Source organism: Cellulomonas aerilata, from assembly GCF_007991755.1.
In the GTDB taxonomy this organism is placed as follows: domain Bacteria; phylum Actinomycetota; class Actinomycetes; order Actinomycetales; family Cellulomonadaceae; genus Pengzhenrongella; species Pengzhenrongella aerilata.
The window spans coordinates 173,989-194,278 of record NZ_BJYY01000002.1; the positions used below are offsets into that span (position 1 = coordinate 173,989).

The window sequence follows — 20,290 nt, forward strand, 5'->3', positions numbered from 1 at the left end:
AGCGGGCCGGCGGGCGCCGACGACGCGGCGGCCACGGATGCCCAGAAGTGAACCCCTCGACTGCCGGTGGTGCAGTCCCCAACAGAGAGTTGCCTCCCCATGCACCGCAAGCTCCGCACCCTCCAGCGCATCACCGACGACGGGACGGTGGTGATCGTCCGCCTCGACGACGCCGACGAGGCGTTCCGAGCGTCCGAGGCAGCCCTTGCCGGCGGGGTTCGCGCCATCGAGGTCACGCTGTCGACGCCCGGAGCACTGCGGGTCATCGAGCGCCTGGTCGAGGCCCACGGATCCTCCGTGTCGATCGGCGCCGGCACGGTCCTGGACGCGCCGAGCGCCTACGCCTCCATCTCGGCGGGCGCGTCCTTCCTCGTCACCCCGCACCTGAGCCGCGAGGTGATCCGCACGGCGAACCGCTACCAGGTCCCCACCGTCAGCGGCGCCTACTCGCCGACCGAGATCCTGGAGTCCGTCGAGGAGGGCGCGGACATCGTGAAGCTGTTCCCGGCCGAGATCGGACCGGCGTACGTAGCGGCGGTTCTCGCCCCGTTCTCGCACGTCCCGCTCATGCCCGCCGGTGGTGTCAGCGCAGCCAACGCCAGGGCGTGGTTCGAGGCCGGCGTCTGCGCTGTCGGCGTGGGCAGCACCATCACGAAGGCCGCACGGCCCGACGGGGACTACACCCGGGTCACCACGGCGGCAGAGACCTTCCTCGCCGCCGTCCGCGCCGCCCGGGACTGAGATGACCTTCGCTCTCGTGGTGGTCGGATCCGCAGGCTCCGGCAAGTCGACGGTCGCCCGCGAGATCGCCCGGCGGTGCACGGCGGTCTATCTCGACAAGGACCGGCTGGCAGGGCCGCTGGTGGAGGTGGCTCTGTCCGCCGGCGGGCACGCACCCCAGGAGCGGGAAGACAGCGCGTTCTACAGAGAGGCCGTGATGCCGGCCGAGTACGCCTCGCTGCTGTCCGTCGCGGCCGACAACGTGCGACTCGGGCTGTCGGTGGTCATCGACGCGCCCTTCGCGGGGTACCTGAACCAACCACACTTCCTCGAGACCGCCACCGAAGCGGCCGCCTGGCCGGACGTCGACACCGTCGTGCTGCGCGTCGTCACCTCCGAGGAAGAGACACGTCGACGACTCCGAGCTCGAGGCCTCGTCCGCGATCGCGCCAAGCTGGCCATGTGGGACACGTTCTGGTCGACGTGGGGCCGGTCCACCATCGACTGGGTCGGCGTCTCCGTCATGGAGCTGGACAACAGCGACACGCCTGACCTCCGAGAGGTGCTCTCGCGTCTTGGCGGATGAGCCGTGCCAGCGATGGTGGGCCTACGGCCCAGGGCACGGTGCTGCGGAGCTGCGGAGCTGCGGAGCTGCGGACGATGCTCAGCGCGGTTCGGCCGGCTCCTCGATGCTCCGCCGCTGGACCAGGACTCACCTCACGGTCGCGTCGGCTGAGCGGCCGCGGTGACCGACGCCCGCCACCGGCCGGGTGGTGGGCGTCGATCACATGCGGCCGGGCGGCGCACCGCAGGTCCACGGCTCCATCGCGTCGCCCCCTCGCTCGCTCGCCACACCACTCGTCCGGATGCCCGATGAGATTCTCCGGCGACGCGGGTCAGCCGGATGCGCCCGTGCACTGAGCCGGCCGCACCCTGGGAGGCACCGATGTCACTGACCCGGATCCACAACCTGTCCATCTCGCTCGACGGCTTCGCGACCGGAGAGCCGCAGTCCGCCGAGGCGCCCTTCGGCCACGCGGGCGAGCGCCTGCACGAGTGGATGTTCGCCACGCATTTCTGGGCGCTGCAGGGTGCCTCGGGTAGCGGAGCGGACGCGGGCGGGTCGTCGGGCGTCGACCACGCGTTCGCCGAGCGCCACAGCGTCGGCATCGGAGCCGAGATCATGGGCGCCCACAAGTTCGGCCCGCCGGGCTGGCAGGACGACCCGGACTGGACGGGTTGGTGGGGGCCGAACCCGCCGTTCCACTCGCCGACCTTCGTGCTCACCCACCGCCCGCGGCCTGCGATGCCCATGGAGGGCGGCACCACCTTCCACTTCCTCGACGCCGGCCCGGCCGACGCGCTCGAGGCGGCCCGCGCAGCTGCCGATGGCCGGGACGTGCGGATCGGCGGCGGCCCCACCGTGGTCCGCGACTTCCTCGCCGCCGGGCTCGTCGACCACATGCACCTGGTCCAGGTGCCCATCGTGCTCGGCCGCGGTGTCCGGCTCTGGGACGGCCTGGAGGCGCTCGAGGAGGCCTACGACATCGAGGCCGTCTCGTCGCCCAGCGGCGTCACGCACCTCACGTTCAGCCGGAAGACCGTGCCATGAACGCGGGCCCGGCCGCGAGGGCTGCCCGCCGCTGGGGGACGGCCGCGAGCGAAGAGGTCTCACGCCGGTGGCCCTCGACGAGGTGCCTCACGACTACCTCGGTCGGAGCGCCTGCTCCACCGCGTCGCAGGGGTCGCTGACCGGGTCGATCTGCCGGATGGCGCAGGCGGCGGCGGCCAGGAGGTGGCGCAGGGTGGCGCGGTCCGGGCCGGCCAGGCTGGAGAGCGCGCGGTCCTCGGCGGCGCGGACGTCTCGCTCGAGCTGCGCGAGCCGGTCGCGCCCTGTGGTGGTGGCGACAAGACGGCGCTGGCGCCGATCGTCGGGATCGACCTGGCGCTCGACCAGCCCGGCGGTGACGAGGTCGTCGACGACGTAGGTCATCACGGTCCGGTCGATGCCCAGGTGCCCGGCCAGCGCGAGCTGGCTGCGCTGGTCGCCGTGCACGACCGAGGCCAGCACCTGGAAGCCCCGGTGGCCCTGCGGCACGTCAGCCAGGACCTGGCCGACCTCGTCCTGGTAGTGGCGCAGCAGCACGCCCAGGGTCCACCCCAGCTCCTCGTGCCCGAGCCGGCCACCACTCGTCGTCGCCTTCACCACGCCGCCATGGTAGCCGAAACCATGCTTGCGCAGATCGTCTGTCAGACATACGGTCTGCATTGCCGCAGAGTTCTGCGGTGCGGCCATCGGCAAGGATCTCCATGAGCGACTACGGGCACGACCTCCTCTTCGGCTCCTTCATCACCCCGACGAACGCGGACCCGCAGGGGCCGGTCCGGCTGGCGGTGAGCAGCGAGGCGGCGGGCCTGGACGTGGTCACGTTCCAGGACCACCCGTACCAGCCCCGGTTCCACGACACGTGGTCGCTGATGGCGTACGCCGCCGCGCGCACCGAGCGGATCAGCCTGTCCGGCAACGTGCTCAACCTGCCGCTGCGTCCGCCTGCGGTCCTGGCGCGCGCGGTCGCGAGCCTGGACCTGCTCAGCGGTGGTCGGGTGGAGCTGGGGCTGGGCGCCGGCGCGTACTGGGACGCCATCGAGGCGATGGGCGGGCGCCGGCTCACCGCCGGGCAGGCGGTCACCGCGCTGAGCGAGGCGATCGACGTCATCCGCGGCGTCTGGGACACCTCCACCCGCCAGCCCCTGAAGGTCGAGGGCACGTACTACGGCGTGCGCGGCGCGAAGCGTGGACCGGCCCCTGCGCATCCGGTCGGGATCTGGCTGGGCGCGTACAAGCCGCGGATGCTCGCCCTGACCGGTCAGAAGGCGGACGGGTGGCTGCCGTCCATGGGCTACCTGAAGTCCCAGCAGGAGCTCGCCGACGCGAACGCACGCATCGACGACGCCGCCGCCGCCGCGGGACGCGAGCCGTCCGCGGTCCGCCGCCTGCTCAACGTCGGAGGGTCCTTCACCACCGGGACCAACCGCGGGTTCCTGCAGGGACCGGTGTCCCAGTGGGTCGAGCAGCTGGGCGCACTCACCCTCGAGCACGGATTCAGCGGGTACATCGTGATGGGCGACGACGAGCGGTCCCTGCGCATCCTCGGCGGCGAGGTCGCCCCCGCGGTCCGAGCCCTGGTCGCCGAGCACCGCGTCGCTGCGGCGGTCACCCGGTGAGCCGCGACCACGGCCACCCGGTCCGGCTCGGCGTCGCCCTCGACCTCGCACAGCTCCCGCCGCACGCGCTGACCGGCCTGGCCCAGGTCGCGGACGAGGCGGGCCTGGACCTGCTGGCCGTCACCGACAGCACCCACTCCATCGAGCAGGTGTCCGAGCCGAGCGGGCCGGACCCTTGGACGACACTGGCGTGGGTGGCCGGTGCGACCAGCCGGATCACGCTGACGACCCACGCCCTCGCACCGACCGGTCCGGCCACCGTGCTGGCCCGCGCAGCCGCGAACCTCGATCTGGTGACCGACGGGCGCCTCGAGCTCGGCCTGACCGTCGTCCCGGCAGCTGCCGACGGCACGGCGTCGCCCGCCGTGGGTGTCCACCCTGACGCGGGCGCACTGGCCGAGACCATCTCGATCCTGCGCAGCATGTGGACCGCCGACGGCGAACCGGTGCGCGGCGCCGGACCCGCTCACCGGGTGCCGGGCGCCGACCCCGGTCCCGCACCGGCCCACGACGTCCCGATCTGGCTCAGCGGCACCGACGACACGCTGCTCGACGTCGCCGGACGCAGCGCCGACGGGTGGTGGATGGACGCCACCGCATCGGGCGTCGACCCGAGCTCGGTGTCGTCGGCGCAGTTCCGGCTGGACGTCGCCGCCCGGCGGGCACGCCGCGACCCCGCAGAGATCCGCCGCCTGCTCACCGTGGCGACCATCCCCGCGGTGCCGGATCTCGTCAGGTGGGTCGTCGAGGACGGCGTCGACACGGTCGTGGTGGCCACCACCGAACCCGCCGACATCCGGCGCCTGGCCAGCGAGGTAGCCCCTGCCGTCCGCGATCTCGTCGCCGCCGCTCGCACGGCCCGCGGCACCCGATCCGGCCCCAGCCGACCTGCTCGGGTCCGCGCCGCCCGACGCGACGGCATCGACTACGACGACGTCCCCGCCGGCCTGGAGACCGTGGAACCGGGCGACGCCCGCTATGCCGGCATGCGTTCGACCTACCTGCGCGGCGGCCGACCCGGCCTCGTCCTGCTCCCACGCGACACCGCCCAGGTCGCCCAGGCCCTGATCTGGGCGCGGACCCAGCCCGTGCCGCTGGCGATCCGCAGCGGGGGGCACGGGATCAGCGGCCGCTCCACCAACGACGGCGGCATCGTGGTGGACCTGCGTCACCTCGACGACATCGAGGTCCTGGACTCCGCCACCCGCCGGGTCCGCATCGGGGCCGGCGCCCGCTGGGGTGGGGTCGCGGAAGCGCTCGAGCCGTACGGGTGGGCCCTGACGTCCGGTGACTACGGCGGCGTGGGAGTCGGCGGCCTGGCCACCGCAGGCGGCCTGGGGTTCCTCGCCCGCCAGCACGGGCTGACGATCGACCACCTGCGGGCCGCCGACGTCGTCCTCGCCGACGGCACCATCGTCCGGGCCGACGAGCAGCACCACCCCGACCTGTTCTGGGGAATCCGCGGCGCCGGCGGCAACCTCGGCGTCGTCACCGCGTTCGAGTTCGAGGTCGACCAGGTCGGCGACGTCGGCTTCGCCCAGCTCGCCTTCGCGGTCGACGACCTCGCCGGCTACCTCCAGGACTTCGGCGCCCTCGTCGAAGCCGCACCACGCGACCTGACCCCGTTCCTGATCGTCGGCCGCCCCCGCGGCGGTCGCGTCATGGCCCAGGTGATGGCGGTGGTCAACTCCGACGACCCGGAGACGATCCTCGACCGCCTGCAGCCCTTCGCCCGGCTCGCCCCCTTGGTCCAGCAGTCCGTCCAGGTCATGCCCTACACCGGCGTGGTCCACCGCACCGACGACGTGCACGACGCCCAAGGCGAGCCCGTGACCCGATCCGCGGTCCTCGAGCACCTCACCCCGCAGTTCGCCGAGGACGCCGAGCAGCTGGTGCGCAGCGGCGAGGTTTACTTCTTCCAGATCCGCTCCGCCGGCGCAGCGGTCAACGACGTCCCCGTCGACGCGACCGCCTACGCCCATCGCACGGCCAACTTCCAGGTCGTCGCGCTCGGCGCCTCGCGCGAGAGGCTCGACCGCAGTTGGGACGCCATGAGCCACCACTACTCCGGGTTCTACTCCAGCTTCGAGACCGACCTGCGCCCCGAGCGGCTCGCCGACGTCTTCCCCGACCGCACCCTGACCCGCCTCCGCGCGGTCAAGACCACGTACGACCCCGACAACGTGTTCCGCTACAACCACTCCGTCGCCGACGCCTCCGCCCAAGCGTCGCCCGGCGGCGTGCCGGCGGCGCCGTGAGCACCGCGGGCAGGCGCCGCGGGTTGCGCAGCGTGATGCCCGGAGCTGTCGCACATCGGCAGGAGCTGCCGTAGGCAGAGTCACCGGATCGCGGCATGAGCGGACGCGTGTTGCGCGGTGGGAAGCACGGCGGCTCCGACACCAGGCGAGCCGGTGCCGGTGCCGGAGCCGCCGCGGATCAGCCCTTGCCCAGGGTCGATCCCGCCTTGCTCTTGGCGCCCTTGCTGGAGGAGTCGGACGCGAGGGTGCTGCCTGCCTTCGACAGTGCAGCCTTCGACGGCTTGCCCATGTGATCACCCCCCCCCCGGGACTCGCGTCGAGAGTCCCAGGAGGGTCTGACATGGGAGTCCTGGCGCGGGAAGGGCGTCATCGCTGACACAGAACTCCGCCATGCCTCAACGCGGCATGACCGTGCCGTCGCGGTGTCAAAGGCTGTCGGACGTGAGCACTCGGTGGTTCAGGCGCCGGCCGGTGTCCGGCGGGCGACGGTCACAACTTCGTGGAGTCCCCGCAAGACGTGCTGAAGGCATTAGGCCGTCCAGGGGAAGAGCCTGTCAACACGCCGGAGCGGTACCTACCCTCTATCTGGGAGGGGGGTCGTCAATGCCGTTGGCGGCTGAGCTGGATGGCAGGCGCCTAGTTTCGATCGACCTCGACGATGAAGCCTGGGACGCGCTGCGGCTCAAGTCGCGCGTCGGCGCTCTGCGATTCCGCGACTGCGCTTCGGCCGCATACCTGCGCACCTCCCGCGGAGGCTTGCGACACTTCGCGCATGCGCCCGGCGCCGGCGGCTGTACTGCGCACGGCAACGAGTCTGCCGCACACATGCAGGCCAAGTCGCTCGTCATCGCCGCAGCGCGCGCCGCCGGCTGGCACGCGGAGCCCGAGGTGCCTGGCCCCGGCTACCAAGCGGACGTCTTGGCCACCTCTCCCACGGGGGTGCGACTGAACTTCGAGATTCAGCTCTCTCGCGAAGAGGACACCGACTACCGAACGCGGAGCATGCGACGGAACGCCGACGGATGCCGCGTTCTGTGGTTCACCCGCTACCCATTTCCGCCACGCAAAGACTGGGAGCCCGACCCGCTCGCCGTGCCGGACCCGCGCGCGCCGCAGGCCCGGCTCGTGGAGACCGGAGGGCAGCAGTTCACCGTGCTCCTCGATCGGGTGTCCTCGCTCGAGGAGGCGGTGGCGGACCTCCTCGCGGGCAGGGTTGCCCTGAGGGCCCAGATCAGTGGAGAACGGATGCTGAGCGTCGTCCTGGCCCGACGAGCGTGCTGGAGCTGCGGTGTCCGTATGACGCTGTGGCGAGCGGTCGAGGAAGGCACTGTCGGCGCGTGCGGGCGATGGGCCGACGCCAACGCTGAGCGGCTGGTCGACCATGTGCATGCCGAAACCAAGCAAGAGCATGCGCGGCTTTTACTCGCCCAGTAAACCGAATCGTTCAGGAAATGCGCTCACAGGGACGGCTGCCCCGGAGTTCGTCGAGGCAATGGCCGACGCCAACGAGCGAATGCAGGCTGCTGCTCGCCGCGATGACGTGCGGGGCGACAAGGACCTCACCGAGTTCACGGCCGTGATGGATGAGCTGGACCGGGAATGGATGCGGGTAGCCCGCTGGCCTCGGTCGGTCGTGACCACGAAGAATCGCCTGGCCCGGCTCACCTGGGCCCGCACCGCCCGCGACCGCGGTGACCGCCTGTACTGCTGGCACGGACCCGCTGTGCCGCAGTACATCGTCGTATCGGGAACCGGCGGCTACCCGGGATGACAGAGGACCCCGCAGCCCCCGTCAGGGGGCGCGCACTCAGCGCGGTATGACCGCGGGTTACGGCTCCTCCGTGCGTTGGCCGGCAGCTGACCGTCGTCGCTCCCACAGCCAAGCGCCCTGGCTACCGGCTACGCAGACCATCGCGGCAACGGTCCACCAGAGCTCCTGCGTTGCCGCGACCACCCCCAGCCAGCGGCAAGAACCGTCAGAACGAATCTTCAGTGCGGCGTGCCTCGATCAAGGAGCAGCCCCCACCCGCACTCCAGTCCGGTTACCGCAACGAGTGCATGTGGCGAACGTTTCGCGGCATGTCCGTGCGTCCGCGGAGCGCCGCGTAGTGGGTCAAGCGCGTGTGCTGACGCGGGCTGCTGCGTCCTCGGCGTCGGAACGTCGGCGGCAGGAGGGGAGCGCTATGCGTCTCGTTGGTCCGCCAGTCGGCCCAGTTCGCTCACTTCGAGTCCCGGTGCGTCGACTACCTCCACGAAGGGCAATCGAGGGGGAACTGTGAAAGCAGGCAGGGGCGCCGAAGATCAAGCGAATCGACATGCACGTCGGCGCAACGAACTTCGGGCTGAGTACGCACGCACGACGTCCGCGGAGGCCCTTCAAGCGGTGCACCGCGCCGAGGAGCAGGTTCGCCGATGGTCTGCCGGAGCGGAAGGCGAGCGTCGAGTAGCGAGCGCCCTCCCGGAGCTCAGTGGGCACGGATGGACTGCGCTGCACGACGTTCGCTGGCCCGGGCGCCCAAAGGCCAATCTGGATCACGTTGCACTCGGGCCCGGCGGTGTTGTCGTCATCGACGCCAAGAATTGGACCGGTTCCGTCACGGTCGCCAACGCGCAGTTGAGGCAGAACGGTTACGGACGCACGCGGGAGGTCGAAGGCGTGGCGGACGCCGCCTCAGCCCTTACCGCGCTCCTTGACCCTAGGCACCGCATGGCCGTGCGAGGGGTGTTGTGTCTTGCCGGACAGGACGTCGTGCCCTTCCAGACACCGCAGGGCGTCACCGTGTTGGGACTTGGCCAGCTGGTGCCTTACTTGGATTCCCTGCCGCCGCGCCTCACTCCTTACGATGTCGCTGACATCGGGCGCCATTTGACGGCCGCACTGGACAGTCCGAGACCATCGCTGCCCCAAGCGCGACGGGGTGTTAGAGCTTCGAGCAACTCGACGACGGACTCAACACAGCAGCACCGGCGCCTACGCCAGCGCATCCGAACTGCCTGGCGGGTGGTCTCCAACGTGATCACCACGTTGTGGTTGACGGGCATGGTGCTAGCTGGGCTCTCAGCCTTCTGACCCACGAGCCAACATGGCCCCGCTGTCGTCCGTGCCCTGGCGCGCACCGCTCCGCGGCATGAGCGCGCACCCCTCAGACGCCCCTCGCGGGTGCGACGTACCGGTCGGGCGTGAGGTCCTGCGCGCGTCGGGTCGCTCGGCCACCGATGCTGTTGGACACCGGCGGCCGACGCGCCACACTTCCTTCATGGCCGTGTTCGAAGACGTCTGGCTGCGCATCGAGGCACACGCGGGCGAACAGTTCCGGACGATCACCGGTCTCCCGTTCACCTATGCGGTCCCAGGTGCCTACCTTCGGGTCGAGCGCGAGGGACACGTCATCGATCGATCGCTCTCGAAGACCAACTTCGAGCGCGCAACAGCGAAGATGCCTGCGTCCGGTCCCGGCGAAATCAAGGACCGACAGGGCTCCGCATACACATGGGCGATCCTGATGGACCCACGCGTTAGGGCCTCCGACTGGTGAGCAATCGACCCGAGCACGCCGAACCTGATGCTGAGCACCCCAGCGCGCCGGCACTCGGCAGCTTCGACCGGGTGGTCCGCGGAAGGCCTACGGGGTACTCCTCCGGTGAGAACGAGCGGCGCTGGAAGGCAGCTGTTCGGTCTGCGTTCGAGGGGTGCACGCTGCCCGCCAACTGTGCCGGGCGGCATCCGCAGTGCGGCGACGCCGTCGGCCCCGGCGTGCGAGGTGTATACGACCACGGCGATGCTGACCCGTTCCCCGGGTTGGAACCCGGATTCGGCGACGCCGAGGAAAGACCCACCCGTAGAAGGGTGCACCGGCGTCGGGGCGGGCGCGTGCGGGCGCTCAGCGAGGCGCAGCTCGTCGGCATCGGCAGGGGTGATGATCTCGGCGAGGTGGGTGCCGTCGGGCCAGGCGACGTCGACGCGCACGACCTGCCCGACATGGACGCTGATGGCCTCCATGATCTGCCCGATCGCCGCGCTGCCGATGGTCGCCCACTCGGCGGGTACGGGAAACGGCTGGGCGTCGATGTGCACGGTCAGTCGGTCGTCCTCGCCGATGACAATGCTCGCCCTCGGCAGGACTGTCGGGCTGGGTTCGGGTCGCTTCACAGCGGCACTCCGTGCACGGGCTCGGGTTCGGGGGCCGGGACGGGCATCGTCCGGGCGGCCCGGTCCAGGCCGGGTGGTTCTCCGCCGCCGACCTGCACGGTGTCCAGCCGGTCGAGGATGGTCAGCGCCGTCTGGCGCACCCGGTCGAAGGTGGAGGTGACCACCTGCACCGGGCTCACCAACGACACCGAGGCGGCCCAGGTGGACACGTACGGGACCGTGTACTGGCTGGTGTCCAGGCCGTGGGCCGCGTTGACCATTAGCGCCACCGACTCGGCCTCCACCTCCGAAACGCCGCGGTGGCCGGCGGCTTCCTCGTTCGCGAGCCCGTGGAGCATGACGTGGGCCAGCTCGTGCGCGAGCGTCTTGACCTGGGCCGCGTCGTCCATGTCGGTGCGCACGGTCACGGTCGCATCGAGGTAGCTGGTCAGCCCGTTCACCCCACCGATCGCGGCAGCGTCCGGCGCCTGGCGCAGCGCGTAACCACGCTCGACGACCTGCGCGGCGAGCCCTTCCCACAGGCCGTGCGGTGCTGCGCCCCGCAGCAGCTGGGGCGCGGGTGGCTCGGGCAGCGGGTCGCCCTCGGTCTGGGTGACGTCCCACACGTACGCCGGCCGCGTGGCGATTAGGCGAGAGCGCATCGTCTCGCCGCGCGCGGGTCCTTCGCCGGTGTGGAGTGGGCGCCACGGCCCGGTGGCCGGGTCGGTGGCGACCATTCGCTGGGTCACCGGGGCGAAGATCATGTACCCGGACTGAACCTTGAGGACCTGGCGTCCCAGCGACTGCCACTAGCGGTACCCGGCCACGTAGGTCGGTACCGGCTCGGTGACGCGGCCGGCGTCGAACGCGGCCGCGTGCTGGACGTAGATCAGCAGCGAGTTGGCGAAGCTGCGCCAGCGAAACTGCGCCGCGAACTCGATCGCCCGGCGCCAGTCCGCCTCCGTGGTAAGCGCGCCAACGGCGTCGGCCAGCGTGGCGTGCAGCGCGTCGAGCTTGGCCTCTCGATCGGTCACCTGCGTGGAGTTGCGGTACATCACGACACTCCCCGCCCGCCGTGTGGTGCCGCCGGTGCGCTGCCTGCACCCGCCGGCGGATCATGATCCCTGCCATGACCCGGGCGTGGTCAATCCGGGACCCTTCGCGTAGCCCTATGGCGAGCACACGGCCGAGCGCCTGGATCTTCTCGTCCAACGTCGTTCGTCCAGCCGACTCAAGAACGCGCGCGAGCAGCTCCAGCCGTGCCGGGTCAGAGCTCGCGGCTGCGGCCAGTGCCTCTGTGGTGATCTCGAGCTGATCGGCGGCGATCTCTAGCACGCGGCTGCCGCGGGTCAGGCGCCGCATCAGCGCCTGGCTGCCCAGGTCCCACGCCATCCGCATCGCGGGCGTGACTGCCGCGCCTGCCGCCGCGCCGGGTGCGCCGCCGAGCGCGTAGCCGACCAGCCCGCGGCCAGCCCCGCCCGGCGACCCCACCGCAGCAACGCCGCCTGAGCCGCCCGTGGTGACCATCGTGCGCCGACCGGCACCGGCCTCAAGGCCCTACGGCCGCTGCGCGGTCGCGCTACGCGCGAGCCTTGACTCCGACACCTCCCTCGACCTGCCAACCACCCAGCGGGGCACGGACGAACAACGCCCCCGACCACGGGTTCGAGGTGTCAGGCACCTACTGGGGCCGAAGTGTCAGACGGTACCGAGACTTGACAACGGTGCCAGTAGGTGAAATCGGCCGCGACTGGATGCGCGTGACTGCGTGTCCCCGGGGCGCCGAAAGCTCCGGATGGACGGACCCAGCGCGCAGGTAGCTCCCTGTCCGCTGCCGCTTGGCCAACTGCGGTCGCCAGCCGGCCCCTTCTTCACACGACGCATCGAAGACAACACGGCCCCCAAGATCCAGGACGTGTTGCGACGTCCACTGGAAGCTGCCCCGTCGCCGACAGCGTCAGGCGGAGATCCAGCGTGGAGGAAACCCTTACGCCGCTCCGCGTCCCAGGCGATCATGCTGCTTCGTGCTCCACCAACCGCGATGCTCCACCAACTGCGAGGAGGGGTTATGACAGAGCCATGGGGCCAGCGGCCGGGCGGGCCTCAGGTGCCGATGCCGCAGCAGGTGCCAGGCCGTGAGCCCGGGTGCCTCATCGTCTGTGTCGCCTTCGTAGGCTTGCTCGGGACTCTTGCACTAGCCTCTGGCTTCGGCCAAGTAGACATCGGACTAGTTATTTTCGGTCTACTCCTGCTCGCTGGACCGGTTTGGTACTTCTGGTTCGTGGTCGGGCGCCCGGGCCGCGAGCGCCGGGCCGCGGAGGTCCGCCGTGCCGAGCAGCAGCGTCGATTGGCAGAATGGCGTGCGACCCGGCCGGCCGAGCAGGTTAACCGACACGCCGACCCCCTCGGTGCAGCGCGCTGGCTGACCCGCGAGTCAGCTGGCTGTGCGTTCTTGGGGCTTGATGCAAACGATAAGAATTGGGTTGTTGCTCACCGCCAGCAGGCTGTGCTCGTGCTCGGGCCACCGCGTTCCGGAAAGACGAGTAGTTTGATCATCCCGTCTGTTCTTACCGCATCGGGACCAGTTGTATCGACATCAACAAAAGCCGAAATAATGCGAGCGACGGCGCGCGCGCGAGCAAAAGTGGGGCGCATCTGGCTGTATGACCCATCGGGAACCGAGGAGGTGCCAGCCGGGGTGCTCGAACTGAATTGGTCGCCGATCTGGAGCGCGAGGACCTGGGATGGGGCCCGCGCAATGGCCGACGCCATGGTGGGTGCTTCGTCGGCGGGCGAGGGCGTGGAAAACGGAACATATTGGTCCGAGTCCTCAAAAACGCTGCTGGCGCCTCTTCTTCATGCGGCCGCTCTCAGTGGAAAAACGATATCGGATGTTCGGCGCTGGGTGTCGCGCGCAGATGTGGTCGAAGCGGGGCGCACGTTGGAGGCGGCGGGTGCTGAACTCGCCGCTGACGATCTTGATGCTGTCGCGGCTCAGACGGAAGAGCGGGAGAGGTCGAGCATCTTCGCTTCGACCCGAATCGTCCTAACGGCGTACGGCTCTGAACAAGCAGCTAAACGTAGTATGAGACAGAATTTCGACGCCGACAAATTCGTCCGTTCGGCCGATACGGTGTACATCACCGCCCCCTCGCACCTGCAGAACAATCTCGCACCGCTTGTCGCCGGGCTGCTCGAGGAAATCCGTGATGCTACGTACCGCTATGCCCGTAGCCCGCAATATTCCGACCGGGATAGTAACCCAGTGCTCTGGGCGCTCGACGAGGTCGCGAATATAGCGCCCTTGAAGAAGTTGCCGGGAATAGTCTCTGAGGCGGGAGGCCAGGGACTGCAAGTGATGGCCTGCCTCCAAGACCTTTCGCAGGCGCGAACACGGTGGGGCACCGCAGCGGAGGGATTCCTCAGTCTATTCGGCACCAAGGTAGTGTTTCCAGGCATCGGCGACCGCGCAACGCTCGAGGCGCTTTCTATGATGGTTGGTGATTGGGATCGTCCATACCTTGTGTTCAACACCGGCACGGGCACCACTACCACGTACGGGATTCCAACTGGAAGGACTCAGGCTCAGAGCAACAACGACAGTTGGACACACTCGACACAACGCGAGGCGCGCGTGTCGGCGGCGGAAATCTCCAACATTCCGCCCGGGCACGCCCTTCTCGTTCGCTCGGGCCACTGGAGCCTCGTGGAGACTACGCCGTATTACAGCGCCGCACCATGGCGCGCCGCGTTGGAACGTGCCCCCCGCCATATCGAGCCTCATGGCGGACCGGACCATTTGCCCTACTTCGGCCCGGGTTCTCAAGCCTTCGCGGATCGGCCGACGGAGTAACAAGCCCGCTAGCGCTATGCAGTCTGACGTTTCGATGGCCTCGCCAGCACACCTTGGAAGGGTCCGGTGGCTGGGACTATGCTCACCGTCTGAAACGGTCTCGGGTGCCGAGATGTTGTGGTTCATGAGGTTGGTGACGCCGGCGGTGTGAGGGAGAGGTAGCCCGTGGGGGCAGGATTGAAGTGCGACCAACAGTACTGACCGAGAGAGACCTACGCCTCGATGACCAATCGCTAGTGCCCCGTTTGTGCTGCCGGCAGGCTGCGCCTGGTCGAGCGGTGCAAGCGCCGCCCGACTACCCCCGGCGCCGCCGAGGCCGGTGTGTCGCGCCAGTGCCTGACGAAGTGGAAGTCGCGGTACGACGAGTTGGGCGAGGCACGGTGGAGGGGTACAACCGGGTCTTGGCCGAGGAGCTTCTTTACGACCGCTTGTGGACGAGCGAGGACGAGCGGGCTGCCACGATCGAGAAGCAGTGCACGCGGCAGCGCTACGTCGGGCTCCAGCGGCTACAGCAGCGGCACAGTGTGTCGCACGGTCATAAGGTTGAACATGGTTACGATCGGCTCAACAGACAGGCCTAGTCGAGTTGTGCCCCGGAAGAGTCAGGGTGCATTATTGATGCGGCGAATCCCAGTCTGGGCCCGTGCTGATGGGCGACTCTGGAAGGGTGGTGGCCGAGGTGCTGCTCCGCGAAGGAACGTGGTTTTGGGTGCCCCTACCCGGCGGCAAAGAGGCCATGGGACTGATCAGCCGCGTATCAACCGACGGCTTGGTTGCGATGGGTTTCTTTTTCGGTCCTTTCGATCAACGTGGGCGCGTCGACCAAAGGCCCTCTGCAGAGGCAGCCAGCCTCCGGGCGCGTTTTGCAACAACCAAGGTCCGAGCGGGCGACTGGGAGCTTTTTGAAGTTGAGCAGGACTGGCACCGTGATGAGTGGCCAGTGCCTTCCTTCTGCAGCCGCGAAGCAACGGGCACGTATATCGTGCGCTACGACGATGACGACTTAGTGACTCGCACGCAGGCGGAAGTGGTCGATGATGGCTGCGGCGATGTTCCAACCGACGGGCTGTTAGGTCCAGTCGCCGTGGAACGCGTTCTCGCGAGCTATCCCACTGGTAAGCGGTAAGGAGCCCCGTGGCTCGACAGGCGAATAGTGGCGTCGACGTCGGGGGGATCTATGTGCTCCGCGACGCAATTACGCACGAAGTTCGGTATGTCGGCCGTACGGAGGACTTCGCCCAGCGGGCGAAGCAGCATGCTGCGCGGGCTAAAACCGATGAAGCATTTGCTGACTTAGTATTTACTCCTTTGCACGGGACCGACGATCTTAACTTGCAGCGCGGGCTCGAGCAACACTACTTGGAGGCTTTTAGGGCACAGCATGCCGATCTGCTTAATAGGAACGAAGCGACAGGCCGATCACATCGCGAACGCTACCTCCGGCTGAGTGAAGCATATGTAGGTAGAACCGGGCCTGCGCAGTTTGTCGTGGATGGACATGGGCCTGACGGCCGCGAGCAGTCGCCCGGCACCCGGACACAGGCGCCCAACAGTGCCCTTGAGTTCGGAGGCATATACGTGTTGAGGGACCCGGAAACTCACGCAGTTCGATATATCGGTAGGACGGAAGACTTCGGACGGCGAGCGCGGGAGCACGCGCTGGACGACCGCTTTCAAGGGCTAGTTTTCACGCCCTATCACGGCACGAACGACTTGAACGCGCAACGCGGTCTCGAGCAGTACTATTATGAACGGTTCAGTGCGGTGCAGGACGTCCGCCTGCTCAACGAATCCAAGCCGATCAATCCGTCACACCCGCTACGCGATCGGTACCGTGAAGACGCGGCACCGCACGTAGAAGGACGGATCTGGAGCGACGGCACGCGTACGGTCGACGGCCATCAGATAACACTGGAATCTGACCAGGCAGAGGCCCTGCGGAACGGGGAGCCGACCGCCACCGGGCCGGAGACCGGCCAGCCCGGACGGACCTTCGTGGAGCCGACCGCGACCGGGCCGGAGACCGGCGAGCCCGGACGGACCTTCGGGGAGCCGACCGCGACCGGGCCGGAGACCGGCGAGCCCGGACGGACCTTCGGGGAGCCGACCGCGACCGGGCCGGAGACCGGCCAGCCTGGACGGACCTTCGGGGAGAAAAATCCGCCGAACGAAGCGCCCAACCGGTCTGGCCGCGACAACACGAGGTCTGACAGACGGCCGGAAACGCCTCCCCCTCCGCCGCCGACCCCACCGCGTCCACCAAGCAAATAGTCGGCAGAATTGATCGTGCACGGGCGACGCGCTCGAAGCTGAGGGGCTGCCGAGCGGCCGGGACCCGTCACTGGTCTCTTCCGTGTCAGTGATCGGAAGTGGGTCCGTGCCTGCATGCCTGTGGTCGTTTGTGCAGTTCAGGCGCTGGCGTGGACGCGGGCGGTTACTGGCGAACGCGGCCGGACGGAGCCTGGTTGGCGTACGTAGTTGGCGTACGCCACAAGCAACCCGGTGCACCAAAAATGTCTGGGAAACCAGACCCACGCCGCTAACGCAACTCGATCTGGCGTCGCTTCCCAGAGGGACCCACGTTCGCGTGTTCCCTCGCGGACCGGCGGGCGTGGGCATGCGTCGGCGGCGGTGACGGCGAGGTCGCCGCTGCCGAGCGCCTCGGCCGTCTCGTTTAGGTCCCCTAGCGGAACCGTCAGGCGCCGCAGGAGGGTCCGGGCCAGCAGTACGGCGGCTCCGACGGCGGCCACACCGGCGGCTGCCATCAACGAACACGCCTGCGTGACACGACGGTGCACGGCTGCGCGGGGGTGGCCGCCAGGGCGTAGGCGATGGCCTCCTCTTGTCTCGGCCGCACGTGCTGCGGCGCCCGCCGTCTTGGGCCTGCGCGACCATGAGCTCGCCGCTGCCTGACTCGGTCAGGTGATCCACCCGGCGCGGGGGAGTGAACCTCGCGCCGGGTGGTCTGGTGCCCAGGCCCCGCCTGGTTACGGTTCCCATCGCCGTGGCCCTCCGGGGCCGCACCACACGACCGGAGACCTGATGACCCGCACCACCCGCACCGCCCTCGCCGGCACCGCCGGTGTCCTCCTGGCCCTGCTGACCGCCTGCGGCGGGGCGGAGCCGACCGCTGCCGAGGAGCCCGCCGCGGCCGCCGTCGCCGTGGAGGAGAAGGCCACCGAGAAGGAGCCCGAGCCCACCACCGAGCCGACCCCGGAGCCTGCCGAGACCGAGGGGCCGGACGCGCAGGCCGTCGCCGCCGAGCTGCCGACGCGCGCGACGATGACCGCCGAGCAGGGCATGGTCGCCGCCGGGGTGTTCCTCGAAGGCGTGGCCGAGATCCCGGTCCTGGCGTCGGTCGACCAGGACAGCCGGATCGCCGCCGGGTACGCCGCCTGCGACGCGATGGACACCGGCAAGGACATCAAGGGCTTGATGTACGACGTCATCCTCGAGGCGCCAACGGCCGGCGACCTGATGGACATCGCGTCCCTGGTAGGCATCGCGTCCGGGTCGCTGTGCCCCGAGCACGCGGGGTCCATGGGCTCCTGACCCGCTCGACCCCATCGTGACGGTGGCTTTAGGGCGAGACGCTACGGTTCAGAGCCGGGCGAGTGAAGCCGCAGACGAATTCTCATCTCCCGCCGACTCACCCTTACCCACCAAGAACTGCGTTGAATGACCATGAACAGAAGCGCAATCTCGCAAACCAACGGCGAAGGCCGCCAACGACTCGACTTCAACTTCGTGGACCTTCGCCCGGCGCACTCGCACGCACCTGCGGATCGGGGAGGACATCCGCGCCGCCATGGTCGACAACTCGGTCCGGCGCTTTCGCCAGGACGGAAGGCCAGGGGGAAGCGCTATAAAAAGGTGTAGTCCTTACGAGGCTATAGTGTCCGGATCTTACGACCAGCGCGTGATCCGAAGGAATGTTTGCTAGTTCGGCGGCGGAAATCTTTGCCTCCCTTTGCGTCGTGTGACTCCGAGCTTCGCCGGTAGTTCTCCCTTCGGACCTTCCCGTCGGATAGCCATAAGTAGTAGTGGTGCCGGTATTCGCGCTATAGCCTAAATAGGGCCGGTCCCAGTCTCCGACCATGGTAGAGAGAGCCTCGAGTGTCGCTCGGTCACCGATGCCGGGAAACACGACCTTCGTACCGAAAAGACTTAGAAACCCCTCAGCGGCGGTTCCCCACCTTGTCCTGGCCTGCGAAAGGTCCTGAAGACATGCCATCACTTGTAATCCTTGTCCTCCGGCCTCGGAGACAATACCAGGCAATCTTTTCAACGGCGCAATGTTCGCGACCTCGTCGAGCGCCCAGAGGACTGCGGGGCTATGCTGGGCCGCGTATTGCGAACTGCGTGCGAAGCGGTACGTCGCATCGCGGATCTCCTCGAGCAGTCCCGCTACGAGGGGAGCAAGAATGTTCTGCAGATGAGACGGTGCGGTGATGTACACCGTGTCAACTGACCTAACAAACTCGTCCGCATCGAAATTTTGCTTCTTGCTGCGCTTGGCGGCTTGATCAGAGCCGTACGCATTCAGCACAATGCGACTCGACGCGAAGATGCTGGACCTTTCCCGCTCCTCCGTACGAGCCGCAATGGCATCGAGATCGTCGGCCGCCGCATCGGCACCTGCCGCCTCCAGAGCTCGTCCTGCCTCCACGACGTCTACACGCGCGACCCAGCGCCTAACATCCGAGATGGACTTGCCGCATAGGGCGGCAGCATGCAGAAGAGGAGCGAGCAGAGTTTTTGCAGACTCTGACCAATATGTGCCGTTCTCCACCCCCTCACCCGCCGACGAAGCACCCACCATCGCGTCAGCCATAGCTCTGGCTCCGTCCCAAGTCCGAGAGCTCCAGATTGGTGACCAATGGAGCTCGAGGACACCGTCAGGTACTTCCTCGGTACCTGACGGGTCGAACAGCCACACGCGTCCCATTCGCGAGCGAGCGTGCATAGTCGCCCGTAGAACCTCCGCTTTGGTGGACGTCGACACTACCGGACCGGACGCAGTCAGCACCGATGGGACGATGAGGGCGCTCGTCTTACCAGATCGCGGTGGTCCTAGGACCAGTACAGCCTGTTGACGGTCTGCCACTATCCAGCACCCACTGGAGTCGATACCTAAGAAGGCGCACCCTCCGGCCTCTCGGGTGAGCCGTTGCGCAGTGCTTAGGGGATCATCGTGCTTCGCAACCTGCTCCGCAGGTGACGTCCGCCGCCAATTCGCGAGGCGACGCTCATTGCGAGCTAGTCGATTCTCTGTCGCGCGCCTCGACCGTTTCGCTGCTGTGAACCGCAACGCAAAATACGTCGCTGGGGCCGCGAGCACTATCAGCCCAAATATGGCAAGACTGATGCTTCGTTGCGATACCCCGTCCGAGAATAGAAGAAAGCCGGAAAAAACCAAGAAGGCCTGGCCCGCATAAAAAAAACAACCCAGGGGTTCTCTCTGCGCCTCCGGTCTCGAGGCTTGAGGTCCCCCCGGCCTTGGTCCCCACTGCTCCGTCATCAGGTCTCCCGTACTCGCACACAAGGCTTGAACGGTCATGATCGGGCACCACATCGCTCCCTGGGAAGACTCGGATGTCGATCGTTCTGGGTGCGGTTTGCACCAGACCTGTACTTCGGCGCTACCGAGGAGAGCCGTTCCGCGTGACCGTCCTCGAGGACCCGGTGCGCAGCGTCGTCGATATCGCCCAATGATGGCCGGGCGCGACGCATGGCGGACCATCCGCCCGACGTGCCACGGCGGACGGTGGTTGACCACAGCTCGGGCCCTCGTAGCGGTCGTCGCAGTGGCGCCGGCGGCGGCAGTGTCCACGTGTGATCTGAGCGTCTGGGTGGACATCGGTTGGGAAGCCAGACTTACATCTGCGTCTGCCCCACATCGCGGTCATCGGCATGACCGCGCGTCTGTCGTGAGCCTGTAGGCAGCGCGAACTGCTACCACTGGACGCCTTGCACGTGAACCCGGAGCGGTCGATGAGGATTCGACGGAGGTCCAGAGCGACTGGTGGAGGGTTGCCGTGACCACAAGAACGCATCATGCACGTCACCTCGCCCTGGTGGTCTTGCTCTGGGCTGCTTCCGGCA

General features: G+C 68.3%; 16 protein-coding genes and 1 pseudogene. 13 read left to right on the forward strand and 4 right to left on the reverse strand.

Annotated features, from left to right (window positions below; translation table 11 throughout):
- The first annotated feature begins 99 nt into the window (after positions 1–99).
- From CAE01nite_RS03980 to CAE01nite_RS03990, 3 genes are all read left to right on the forward strand, one after another.
- The gene (locus CAE01nite_RS03980; protein ID WP_146900282.1) at positions 100–741 is read left to right on the forward strand and encodes a bifunctional 4-hydroxy-2-oxoglutarate aldolase/2-dehydro-3-deoxy-phosphogluconate aldolase; all 642 of its coding nucleotides are present in this window, start codon (positions 100–102) and stop codon (positions 739–741) included.
- Position 742: 1 nt separating this feature from the next.
- Complete coding sequence (locus tag CAE01nite_RS03985; RefSeq protein ID WP_146900284.1) at positions 743–1,306, forward strand: P-loop nucleotide/nucleoside kinase family protein; 564 nt, start codon at positions 743–745, stop codon at positions 1,304–1,306.
- A 360-nt stretch (positions 1,307–1,666) separates the two neighbouring features.
- Positions 1,667–2,332 carry a dihydrofolate reductase family protein gene (locus tag CAE01nite_RS03990; RefSeq protein WP_146900287.1) on the forward strand — a complete coding sequence of 222 codons (666 nt, stop codon included), beginning with the start codon at positions 1,667–1,669 and terminating at the stop codon, positions 2,330–2,332.
- 93 nt (positions 2,333–2,425) lie between these two features.
- Here CAE01nite_RS03990 and CAE01nite_RS03995 read toward each other — a convergent pair whose 3' ends face one another.
- Positions 2,426–3,016 (reverse strand): MarR family winged helix-turn-helix transcriptional regulator, encoded by a 591-nt coding sequence (locus tag CAE01nite_RS03995; protein ID WP_246130992.1) that lies wholly within the window; start codon positions 3,014–3,016, stop codon positions 2,426–2,428.
- Positions 3,017–3,030: 14 nt separating this feature from the next.
- Here CAE01nite_RS03995 and CAE01nite_RS04000 point away from each other — a divergent pair, with 14 nt between their 5' ends.
- The 6 genes from CAE01nite_RS04000 to CAE01nite_RS04025 all read left to right on the forward strand — a co-directional run bounded on the left by CAE01nite_RS04000 (position 3,031) and on the right by CAE01nite_RS04025 (position 9,739).
- Positions 3,031–3,945, forward strand: coding sequence for an LLM class flavin-dependent oxidoreductase (locus tag CAE01nite_RS04000; protein ID WP_146900291.1), 915 nt, complete (start codon positions 3,031–3,033; stop codon positions 3,943–3,945).
- A complete protein-coding gene (locus CAE01nite_RS04005; protein ID WP_146900293.1) occupies positions 3,942–6,203 on the forward strand; it encodes an LLM class flavin-dependent oxidoreductase in 2,262 nt (753 codons plus the stop codon). The genes CAE01nite_RS04000 and CAE01nite_RS04005 overlap by 4 nt, the downstream gene beginning before the upstream one ends.
- A 603-nt stretch (positions 6,204–6,806) precedes the next feature.
- Complete coding sequence (locus CAE01nite_RS04010; protein ID WP_146900295.1) at positions 6,807–7,637, forward strand: competence protein CoiA family protein; 831 nt, start codon at positions 6,807–6,809, stop codon at positions 7,635–7,637.
- A gap of 58 nt (positions 7,638–7,695) precedes the next feature.
- On the forward strand, positions 7,696–7,974 hold the full coding sequence (locus CAE01nite_RS04015; protein ID WP_146900298.1) for a hypothetical protein: 279 nt from the start codon (positions 7,696–7,698) through the stop codon (positions 7,972–7,974).
- A gap of 612 nt (positions 7,975–8,586) precedes the next feature.
- The gene (locus CAE01nite_RS18905; RefSeq protein ID WP_146900301.1) at positions 8,587–9,273 is read left to right on the forward strand and encodes a nuclease-related domain-containing protein; all 687 of its coding nucleotides are present in this window, start codon (positions 8,587–8,589) and stop codon (positions 9,271–9,273) included.
- A 187-nt stretch (positions 9,274–9,460) separates the two neighbouring features.
- On the forward strand, positions 9,461–9,739 hold the full coding sequence (locus CAE01nite_RS04025) for a hypothetical protein (protein WP_146900304.1): 279 nt from the start codon (positions 9,461–9,463) through the stop codon (positions 9,737–9,739).
- Between the two features lie 610 nt (positions 9,740–10,349).
- Here CAE01nite_RS04025 and CAE01nite_RS18435 read toward each other — a convergent pair.
- Positions 10,350–10,994 carry an ImmA/IrrE family metallo-endopeptidase gene (locus tag CAE01nite_RS18435; protein ID WP_186816405.1) on the reverse strand — a complete coding sequence of 215 codons (645 nt, stop codon included), beginning with the start codon at positions 10,992–10,994 and terminating at the stop codon, positions 10,350–10,352.
- A 147-nt stretch (positions 10,995–11,141) separates the two neighbouring features.
- Positions 11,142–11,387: a hypothetical protein gene (locus tag CAE01nite_RS18440; protein WP_186816406.1), complete on the reverse strand. Its 246-nt coding sequence runs from the start codon at positions 11,385–11,387 to the stop codon at positions 11,142–11,144.
- Positions 11,388–12,613: 1,226 nt separating this feature from the next.
- Between CAE01nite_RS18440 and CAE01nite_RS04035 the strand changes: the two genes are divergently transcribed.
- From CAE01nite_RS04035 to CAE01nite_RS04055, 4 genes and pseudogenes are all read left to right on the forward strand, one after another.
- Positions 12,614–14,185: a type IV secretory system conjugative DNA transfer family protein gene (locus CAE01nite_RS04035; protein ID WP_222595808.1), complete on the forward strand. Its 1,572-nt coding sequence runs from the start codon at positions 12,614–12,616 to the stop codon at positions 14,183–14,185.
- Between the two features lie 261 nt (positions 14,186–14,446).
- Positions 14,447–14,560, forward strand: a pseudogene (locus tag CAE01nite_RS18980) (IS481 family transposase); the annotation flags it as partial.
- 274 nt (positions 14,561–14,834) lie between these two features.
- Complete coding sequence (locus tag CAE01nite_RS04045; protein ID WP_486303457.1) at positions 14,835–15,311, forward strand: Imm26 family immunity protein; 477 nt, start codon at positions 14,835–14,837, stop codon at positions 15,309–15,311.
- 1,916 nt (positions 15,312–17,227) lie between these two features.
- Positions 17,228–17,737 carry a DUF732 domain-containing protein gene (locus tag CAE01nite_RS04055; protein WP_146900316.1) on the forward strand — a complete coding sequence of 170 codons (510 nt, stop codon included), beginning with the start codon at positions 17,228–17,230 and terminating at the stop codon, positions 17,735–17,737.
- 187 nt (positions 17,738–17,924) lie between these two features.
- Here CAE01nite_RS04055 and CAE01nite_RS18010 read toward each other — a convergent pair whose 3' ends face one another.
- Positions 17,925–20,045, reverse strand: coding sequence for a type IV secretory system conjugative DNA transfer family protein (locus CAE01nite_RS18010; RefSeq protein ID WP_146900319.1), 2,121 nt, complete (start codon positions 20,043–20,045; stop codon positions 17,925–17,927).
- Between the last annotated feature and the right edge of the window lie 245 nt (positions 20,046–20,290).

Excerpts from the sequence above, each read along its gene's own strand:
- CAE01nite_RS03980 (WP_146900282.1), top strand. The coding sequence starts at position 100 with ATGCACCGCAAGCTCCGCACCCTCCAGCGCATCACCGACGACGGGACG.
- CAE01nite_RS03985 (WP_146900284.1), top strand. The coding sequence starts at position 743 with ATGACCTTCGCTCTCGTGGTGGTCGGATCCGCAGGCTCCGGCAAGTCG.
- CAE01nite_RS03990 (WP_146900287.1), top strand. The coding sequence starts at position 1,667 with ATGTCACTGACCCGGATCCACAACCTGTCCATCTCGCTCGACGGCTTC.
- CAE01nite_RS03995 (WP_246130992.1), bottom strand. The coding sequence starts at position 3,016 with ATGGCCGCACCGCAGAACTCTGCGGCAATGCAGACCGTATGTCTGACA.
- CAE01nite_RS04000 (WP_146900291.1), top strand. The coding sequence starts at position 3,031 with ATGAGCGACTACGGGCACGACCTCCTCTTCGGCTCCTTCATCACCCCG.
- CAE01nite_RS04010 (WP_146900295.1), top strand. The coding sequence starts at position 6,807 with ATGCCGTTGGCGGCTGAGCTGGATGGCAGGCGCCTAGTTTCGATCGAC.
- CAE01nite_RS04015 (WP_146900298.1), top strand. The coding sequence starts at position 7,696 with ATGGCCGACGCCAACGAGCGAATGCAGGCTGCTGCTCGCCGCGATGAC.
- CAE01nite_RS04025 (WP_146900304.1), top strand. The coding sequence starts at position 9,461 with ATGGCCGTGTTCGAAGACGTCTGGCTGCGCATCGAGGCACACGCGGGC.
- CAE01nite_RS18435 (WP_186816405.1), bottom strand. The coding sequence starts at position 10,994 with ATGCGCTCTCGCCTAATCGCCACGCGGCCGGCGTACGTGTGGGACGTC.
- CAE01nite_RS18440 (WP_186816406.1), bottom strand. The coding sequence starts at position 11,387 with ATGTACCGCAACTCCACGCAGGTGACCGATCGAGAGGCCAAGCTCGAC.
- CAE01nite_RS04045 (WP_486303457.1), top strand. The coding sequence starts at position 14,835 with ATGGGCGACTCTGGAAGGGTGGTGGCCGAGGTGCTGCTCCGCGAAGGA.
- CAE01nite_RS04055 (WP_146900316.1), top strand. The coding sequence starts at position 17,228 with ATGACCCGCACCACCCGCACCGCCCTCGCCGGCACCGCCGGTGTCCTC.
- CAE01nite_RS18010 (WP_146900319.1), bottom strand. The coding sequence starts at position 20,045 with ATGTCCACCCAGACGCTCAGATCACACGTGGACACTGCCGCCGCCGGC.